This is a genomic window from Streptomyces sp. NPDC059455 (genome assembly GCF_042750115.1).
Taxonomy (GTDB): domain Bacteria; phylum Actinomycetota; class Actinomycetes; order Streptomycetales; family Streptomycetaceae; genus Streptomyces; species Streptomyces endocoffeicus.
The window spans coordinates 5,397-12,522 of the sequence record NZ_JBHYVB010000219.1 but is presented as its reverse complement, the minus strand read 5'-3'; the positions used below and the strand labels follow the sequence as shown (position 1 = coordinate 12,522).

Genomic DNA, 7,126 nt, shown 5'->3' with positions numbered 1-7,126 from the left:
CATCCCCGGATCGCTGTCCGACATCGGCGCCGCCGCCGACGGCACCGTCTGGGGCGTCAACGCAGGACACCAGATCTACCGCTACACCGGCGACCAGGACACCAACAACTGGAAGCACATCAACGGCTCGCTGGTGCGGATCACGGTGGGATCCAGGACCAACGTCTGGGGCGTCGACCCCGCGGGTGCGATCTACCGCTACAGCAACAGCGACGCCAATCCCGCCAATCCCTGGGTCAACATCCCCGGATCGCTGTCCGACATCGGCGCCGCCGCCGACGGCACCGTCTGGGGCGTCAACGCAGGACACCAGATCTACCGCTACACCGGCGACCGGGACACCAACAACTGGAAGGGCCTCAACGGTTCGCTCAAAGCGATCGACGTCGGCTCCCGCACCAGTGTGTGGGGCTGCGACCCTGCCGACGCGATCTACCACTACACCTACAGCGACACCACCCCCGCCAACCCCTGGATCAACATCCCCGGATCGCTGTCCGACATCGGCGTAGGCGCCGACGGCACCGTCTGGGGCGTCAACGCCGCCGGTGCGATCTACCGCTACACCGGCGACCTGCCCGGCTGACCCACCCCCTGAGGCGAACCCTGGTGTGCCACGCAGCGCCCCTCCCGGGCACTGCGTGGCACCTCTTCGCTCAGGAGCTGATCGAGCCCTTCGTTGGCCCATCGGCAGGCTTCCCCTGGCCTACCGGCTGCGGCATCCACGGCGGCCAGGTCGCCAAGGCGCTGCGGAGGCTCGGCAAACGCCTGGGTAAGCAAGATCGGAAGTAGTTGCTGTCCTTCGCCGCTGTACGGCACGAAAAAGCCCCCGCCAGGTTTCCCCGGCGGGGGCTTTGAGCTGCTGTGGACCTGAGGGGATTTGAACCCCTGACCCCCTCGATGCGAACGAGGTGCGCTACCAGTCTGCGCCACAGGCCCTTGCAACGAGTGAAACTCTAGCATCCCCTCCGGGGTGCTTGGTAATCCGTTCCTCGCTGGTCAGTGGAGGGCCCGTCACTCGTTGGCAGCACGCGGCCGGTCCTCGTCGGCGTACTGGTCGAAGAGGGGGGTGCGGCCGCGGTCGCGGGTGCCTCGGGGTGGGGCGGCGACCGGGTCAGGGGCCGGGGCGGGGTCGTGGGCGGAGGCGGAGGCCGAGGCCGGGTCGACGGTGCTGGAGCGGGCGGAGCTCCAGGCGTCGGGGGCGGCCAGGTCGACCCTGCCGGTGGCGCGGGGGGCGACCGGGGCGGTGACGTAGGTGGGCAGCGGGACCGGCACCGGCTCCCAGCCCTCACCGGCGGCCGGGCCCCGCTCGCGCTCGCGCTCCTGATCCACCCACTCGGCGTGATCGGTCTGCTCCACCAGCGCGCGGCGCCCGGCCGCGTGCGGCGAGGGCGCCTTTGCGGGGGCGGGCTCGGCCTCGGCGGGAGGGTCCGCGGGGCAGTCCTCGGCGGAGGGGCCCTCGACAGGCGGATGGGCCCGCGGACGGCGCTCACGCAGCCGCTGCGCGGCCTGCTCGGCGTGGCGCTGGTCCATGGTGAACGCGAAGCGCCGGCGCTCCTGGGCGCGGAGGTAGGCGATGTAGGCGCTGAGCAGTATGGCCGGGATGCCCGGGGCCCACAGGAAGGCGAGGCCGCCGACGGCCGCGACGATCGCGCCGAGGGTGAAGGCGACGAAGAGGATCACGGTGGTGCGGCGGCGGCGCGCGAGCACTCGTGCGCGCCGTCCGCGGTCCAGAGCGCTCCAGCCTCCGCCGCCCGCGCCGCGCGCACCGCTCGCGCCCCCGGCGCCCGCGGCCCGCGCACCACTCGTACCTCCGGCACCCGCGCCACGCGCACCGCTCGCGCTCCCGGCCGCCGGCGCCGACGCGCCCTCGGCGAGGGCGTCGGCACCCGTGGGGGCCGGGGCACGCAGGGTTACGGGCTCGGCGAAGGCCCGGACGTCGACCGCGTCGGTCACCGCTTCCGGGTCGGCCGCGTAGCGCCCCGGCTCGGCGGGGGCGCCACCCGTGTCGGGGGCGTCCGCGTCCTCGGCGGTGCGCTCGGCGGGGTCGTCCGCCGGGTCCCCGGGGCGCTCGAGGTCCACACGGCTCTTGGCGTAACGACGCTCCATGCCCGCCCGTCCGGACAGCAGCCGGATGGCGGTGCTGAAGCGTTCCGTCGGACGGGCCTCATTGAGCTCGTCCTGCCTACGAAGCCACATCGGCACCAAATAGGCGGCCCAGGCCCCGACGATGACTGCGTAGATGAGGCCACTGCTGCTCACGCTCACACGGTAGAGGGGTCCGCATGAGGCCATCTGCCAATTGGCGCGGTGTGTCGCACGATCTGGCTGATATCTCGAAAGTTTTTTGTGATTGTTGGGATGACCAGGTTGGAAATGTTCTCCCGTTATTCGAACAGGTATTTCATTTCTGCGATGCGCCTGGTCGGGTCCGGTGCCACCGGTTCAGCAGCCCCTCGGACAGTTCCTCCACCGTGAGCGCGTAGACCAGGTGGTCGCGCCAGGCGCCGTCGATGTGGAGATAGCGCGGCCGCAGCCCTTCCTGGCGGAATCCGAGTTTCTCCACCACCCGGCGGCTGGGCAGGTTCTCGGGCCGGATACAGACCTCGATGCGGTGCAGTCCGACGGCGCGGAAGCAGTGGTCGACGGCGAGCGCGACCGACGTCGGCATCACTCCGCGCCCGGCCACCGCCTGGTCGACCCAATAGCCGACATGGCCCGAGCACATCGACCCCCAGGTGATCCCGGCGACCGTCAACTGCCCGGCCAGCCGCCCCTGGTACTCGATGATGAACGGCAGCATCCGCCCCGCGTGCGCCTCCGCCCGCAGATGGCGGACCATCTGCCGGTAGGTGGGCCGGTGGGTGACGGGGCCGCCCGGCGGGGGCGGCGGGATGGTCGCCTCCCAGCGCCGCAGCCACTCCCGGTTGCGCTGGTTGACCTCGCGCCAGGCGCGCTGGTCGCGCAGCTTTATGGGGCGGAGAACGGTGTCGCCGTCCGCCAGCACGACCGGCCAGGGGGCGTTCAGCGCGCGCTCCCGGCCTGCCCCGCGGGATCGGCGGGATCATCGGCGGGGGCGGCGGAATCGGCGGGTCTGCGGTGGTCTCCGCCGTGGATCTGGTCGACCGCGTGGACCAGGAGGCGGCCGAGCACCTTAAGGCCGTCACGCACCCCTCCGGTGGAGCCGGGCAGGTTGACGACCAGGGTCGTGCCGGCGACCCCGGCCAGCCCCCGGGAGAGCGCGGCGGTGGGCACCTTGGCGAGCCCCTCGGCGCGGATGGCCTCCGCGATCCCCGGGATCTCGTAGTCCAGGACCCGGCGGGTGGCCTCCGGGGTGCGGTCGGTGGGGGTGAGACCGGTGCCGCCGGTGGTCACCACGACGTCGTACGAGGCCGCCACGGCGTCCCGCAGGGCGGCCTCCACCGGATCGCCGTCGGGCACCACGCGCGGGCCGTCCACGGCGAAGCCGAGCCCGGCCAGCCCCTCGGCGATCAGCGGGCCCCCGGTGTCGGCGTAGACCCCGGCGGCGGCGCGGTTGGAGGCGGTGACGACCAGGGCGCGGCGCGGCGCCGCTGAGCCGCTCACGCCCGGCTCCAGTCGCCGGACTTGCCGCCGGTCTTCTCCTCCACCCGGACGTCGGTGATGACGGCTCCCTTGTCGACGGCCTTGACCATGTCGATCACCGTCAGGGCGGCGACCGAGACCGCCGTCAGGGCCTCCATCTCCACGCCCGTGCGGTCCGTGGTCTTCACGGTGGCGGTGATCTCGACGGCGTCGTCGGCGACCTCGAGGTCCACCGTGACGCCCGACACCGCGAGCGGATGGCACAGCGGGATCAGGTCCGGGGTCCGCTTGGCGCCCATGATGCCCGCGATGCGGGCGGTGGCGAGGGCGTCGCCCTTGGGGAGGCCCTCGCCGCGGAGCAGTTCCACGACGCGCGGCGCAACGCGCACGCGGCCGCTCGCCCGCGCGGTGCGCGCGGTGACGTCCTTGGCCGAGACGTCGACCATGCGGGCGGCGCCCGACGGGTCGAGGTGGGTGAGATGGTCCTGGGCGCTGCTCATCGTTCTCCCGGTCCGGGCCAGGTGGCTCCTGTGTGGGACGACACCGTACCCGCCGCGGTCGGCGGCTAGGCCAGCAGGACGACGTCCACCTCGGCGCCGGGGGCGACCTGGGAGACGTCCTCGGGGACGACGATCAGCGCGTTGGCGTGCGCCATGGCCTTGATCAGGTGCGATCCCGCACCGCCCACCGGGCTGACGGTGGCCGGCCCGTCGAGCGTGGCCGGCTCGTACCAGCCGCGCAGGAACTGGCGCCTGTCCTTCGGTGAGGAGGCGACACCCTCGGGGCAGACCGCCTGGGCGGTGGTGCGGTGGATGTCGTCGCTGCCCAGCATGGTGCGGATGACGGGGCGCACGAAGAGCTCGAAGGAGACGTACGAGCTCACCGGGTTGCCGGGCAGGGCCAGCAGCGGGGTGCTCTCCGGGCCGACGCGGCCGAAGCCCTGGGGCTTGCCGGGCTGCATGGCCAGCTTGCGGAAGTGCACCTCGTGCATCGCCTCCTTGACCACGTCGTAGGCGCCGACGCTGACGCCGCCGCTGGTGACGACGATGTCGGCGCGGACCAGCTGGTCCTCGACGGCGGCGCGCAGCGTGGCGGCGTCGTCGGCCACCGCGCCCACCCGGTAGGCGATCGCGCCGGCCTCCCGGGCGGCGGCCGTGAGCTGGAAGCTGTTGGAGTCGTGGATCCGGCCGGGGCCCGGCTCCTCACCGGGCTGGACCAGCTCGCTGCCGGTGGAGAGCACCACCACCCGCGGCCGGGGCCGCACCATCACGGTGGCGCGGCCGAGCGCGGCCAGCAGCCCGAGCTGCGAGGCGCCCAGGACCGTGCCGGCGCGCAGCGCGAGCTCGCCCGCGTCCGCGTCGCTGCCCCGGGTGCGCACGTGCTGCCCCTCCCGCGCCGGGCGGAAGACGCGCACCCGGCCGCTGCCGCCGTGGGGGTCCGAGCCCCGCGCGGGCATATGGGTGACCGGTCCGCTGTCGAGGCCGCCGTCGGTCCACTCGACGGGGACGATGGCCTGGCCGCCGGGCGGGACCGGGGCGCCGGTCATGATCCTTGCCGCCTCGCCCGGGCCCACGGCGGGCAGGTCACGCCTGCCCGCCGCGATGTCGCCGATGACGGTCAGCACCGCGGGATGCTCCTCGGTCGCGGCCGCGACGTCAGCCGTACGGACGGCATAGCCGTCCATGGAGCTGTTGTCGAACGGCGGAAGCGCGCCGGGGACGGTGACGTCCTCCACCAGGACGCAGCCCTGGGCCTCGAGCAACTGCAGCTCGATCGGCTCCAGCGGATGGACGTGCCCGAGGATGTCGTCGAGGTGCTCGGCCACCGTCCAGACCCGGTCCTGGTCCGGGCCTCGGTCGGCGGCCCGTTCTGCGGTGCTGCTCAAGGTGCTACATCTCCTCGGTGACGTAACTGCGAAGCCAATCCCGGAACTCCGGGCCCAGGTCTTCACGTTCGCACGCGAGTCTGACAATGGCACGCAGATAGTCGCCACGGTCGCCTGTGTCGTAACGGCGCCCCTTGAAGACGACGCCGTGCACCGGGCCGCCGAGGTCCGGACTGGAGGCTAGCGCCTGCAGGGCGTCGGTGAGCTGGATCTCGCCACCGCGGCCCGGCTCGGTCTCGCGCAGCACCCCGAAGACGGCCGGGTCGAGCACATAGCGGCCGATGACGGCGTAGTTGCTGGGCGCGTCCGCGGCGTCGGGCTTCTCGACCAGGCCGGTGACCTGGACGACGTCGTCCTCCACGGTCGGCTTGACGGCCGCGCAGCCATAGAGGTGGATCTGTGCCGGGTCCACCTCCATCAGGGCGATGACGCTGCCGCCGTGCCGCTCCTGGATGTCGACCATGCGGGCCAGTAGCGGGTCGCGGGCATCAATGAGGTCGTCGCCGAGGAGGACGGCAAAGGGCTGGTCACCGACGTGCGGGGCGGCACAGAGCACGGCGTGGCCGAGCCCCCTGGGGTCTCCCTGGCGGACGTAGTGCATGGTCGCCAGGTCGCTGGACTCCTGGACGCGGGCGAGTCGGGTCTCGTCGCCCTTACGGGTCAGGGCCTCTTCGAGCTCGTAGTTGCGGTCGAAGTGGTCTTCCAGGGGCCGCTTGTTACGACCGGTGACCATGAGGACGTCGGACAGTCCGGCGGTGACTGCTTCCTCGACGACGTACTGGATCGCCGGCTTGTCAACGACCGGCAGCATCTCCTTGGGGGTGGCCTTGGTGGCCGGAAGAAAGCGGGTTCCGAGTCCCGCGGCAGGGATGACAGCCTTGCTGATCCGAGTACGCGATTGAGTCATGTACCGAACCCTATCCGGTGCCTTTGGGGCAGATGATGAGTATTCGGTGAATATGGCATGAGACAGGGAGATTGCGCACCCAGTGATCAACACCGACGCTAGTAAGCGCGCATTGCGGAGACGTCACCTGACGATGAGGTCCAGGTTGACGGCGGATGACATCGAGACGGCCGGCGCCGCTCTGGCGTGTCGCGCCCTGGAGCTTCCCGAGCTCACCGGGGCGGCCACGGTGGCGGCCTATGTGTCCGTGGGCGGCGAGCCCGGCACCCACGCCCTGAGAGAGGCCCTGCGCGCCCGCGGGGTCCGGGTACTGCTTCCGGTGCTGCTCGAGGACGACGATCTCGACTGGGGCGAGGACGAGGGGCCCGGGCGGCTGGCGCCCGCCCGGCGCGGCCTGCTGGAGCCCGAGGGACCGCGGCTCGGCCCCGAGGCGGTGACCGGTGCGGACGTGGTGCTGCTGCCCGGGCTCGCGGTGGACCGGCGCGGGATGCGGCTGGGCCGCGGTGGCGGCTCGTACGACCGGGTGCTGGCCCGGCTGGCGGCGGCGGGGGCCGATCCGGCGCTGGTGGTGCTGCTGTACGACGGTGAACTGCTGGACGAGGTGCCCGAGGAGGCCCACGACCGTCCGGTGCACGCGGCGGTGACGCCGTCGGGCCTCCACCGCTTCGCACCGCGGGCCCCCGGCAAGGGCCGGGGGGGGCCCGGGGGGGGGGGCGCGGCGGGAGGTACGGCCCCCGACCCGCCGGGGGGGGGAACGCCCCCCCCAACGC

The 7,126-nt window shown here is 72.7% G+C and carries 7 protein-coding genes, 1 tRNA gene and 1 pseudogene; 2 read left to right on the top strand and 7 right to left on the bottom strand.

What is annotated here, in order from left to right:
• On the top strand, positions 1 to 586 hold a 586-nt coding region (locus tag ACFXB5_RS44995), incomplete at its 5' end, for a tectonin domain-containing protein (protein ID WP_385219665.1).
• A gap of 279 nt (positions 587 to 865) precedes the next feature.
• On the opposite strand, the gene ACFXB5_RS44990 is transcribed toward ACFXB5_RS44995, so the two are convergent.
• The 7 genes from ACFXB5_RS44990 to galU form a co-directional block, all read right to left on the bottom strand.
• Positions 866 to 939, bottom strand: a tRNA-Ala gene (locus tag ACFXB5_RS44990).
• A gap of 75 nt (positions 940 to 1,014) precedes the next feature.
• Positions 1,015 to 2,295 (bottom strand): gephyrin-like molybdotransferase receptor GlpR, encoded by a 1,281-nt coding sequence (gene glpR / locus ACFXB5_RS44985; protein WP_385219664.1) that lies wholly within the window; start codon positions 2,293 to 2,295, stop codon positions 1,015 to 1,017.
• A gap of 109 nt (positions 2,296 to 2,404) precedes the next feature.
• Positions 2,405 to 3,028 carry a GNAT family N-acetyltransferase gene (locus ACFXB5_RS44980; protein WP_201855130.1) on the bottom strand — a complete coding sequence of 208 codons (624 nt, stop codon included), beginning with the start codon at positions 3,026 to 3,028 and terminating at the stop codon, positions 2,405 to 2,407.
• A complete protein-coding gene (locus ACFXB5_RS44975) occupies positions 3,025 to 3,585 on the bottom strand; it encodes a molybdenum cofactor biosynthesis protein B (protein WP_201854942.1) in 561 nt (186 codons plus the stop codon). The genes ACFXB5_RS44980 and ACFXB5_RS44975 overlap by 4 nt, the downstream gene beginning before the upstream one ends.
• Positions 3,582 to 4,064, bottom strand: a complete 483-nt coding sequence (gene moaC / locus ACFXB5_RS44970; RefSeq protein ID WP_138914182.1) for a cyclic pyranopterin monophosphate synthase MoaC — start codon at positions 4,062 to 4,064, stop codon at positions 3,582 to 3,584. The genes ACFXB5_RS44975 and moaC overlap by 4 nt, the downstream gene beginning before the upstream one ends.
• A 65-nt stretch (positions 4,065 to 4,129) precedes the next feature.
• A complete protein-coding gene (glp, locus tag ACFXB5_RS44965; RefSeq protein ID WP_385219661.1) occupies positions 4,130 to 5,449 on the bottom strand; it encodes a gephyrin-like molybdotransferase Glp in 1,320 nt (439 codons plus the stop codon).
• A 4-nt stretch (positions 5,450 to 5,453) separates the two neighbouring features.
• Positions 5,454 to 6,356, bottom strand: a complete 903-nt coding sequence (gene galU / locus ACFXB5_RS44960) for a UTP--glucose-1-phosphate uridylyltransferase GalU (RefSeq protein WP_385219659.1) — start codon at positions 6,354 to 6,356, stop codon at positions 5,454 to 5,456.
• A 133-nt stretch (positions 6,357 to 6,489) separates the two neighbouring features.
• On the opposite strand from galU, the pseudogene ACFXB5_RS44955 reads away from it, so the two are divergent.
• Positions 6,490 to 7,032, top strand: a pseudogene (locus ACFXB5_RS44955) (5-formyltetrahydrofolate cyclo-ligase); the annotation flags it as partial.
• Positions 7,033 to 7,126: the final 94 nt, after the last annotated feature.

Bases quoted from the DNA above. Each gene is read 5' to 3' on its own strand.
- glpR (WP_385219664.1), bottom strand. From the start codon at position 2,295: ATGGCCTCATGCGGACCCCTCTACCGTGTGAGCGTGAGCAGCAGTGGC.
- moaC (WP_138914182.1), bottom strand. From the start codon at position 4,064: ATGAGCAGCGCCCAGGACCATCTCACCCACCTCGACCCGTCGGGCGCC.
- galU (WP_385219659.1), bottom strand. From the start codon at position 6,356: ATGACTCAATCGCGTACTCGGATCAGCAAGGCTGTCATCCCTGCCGCG.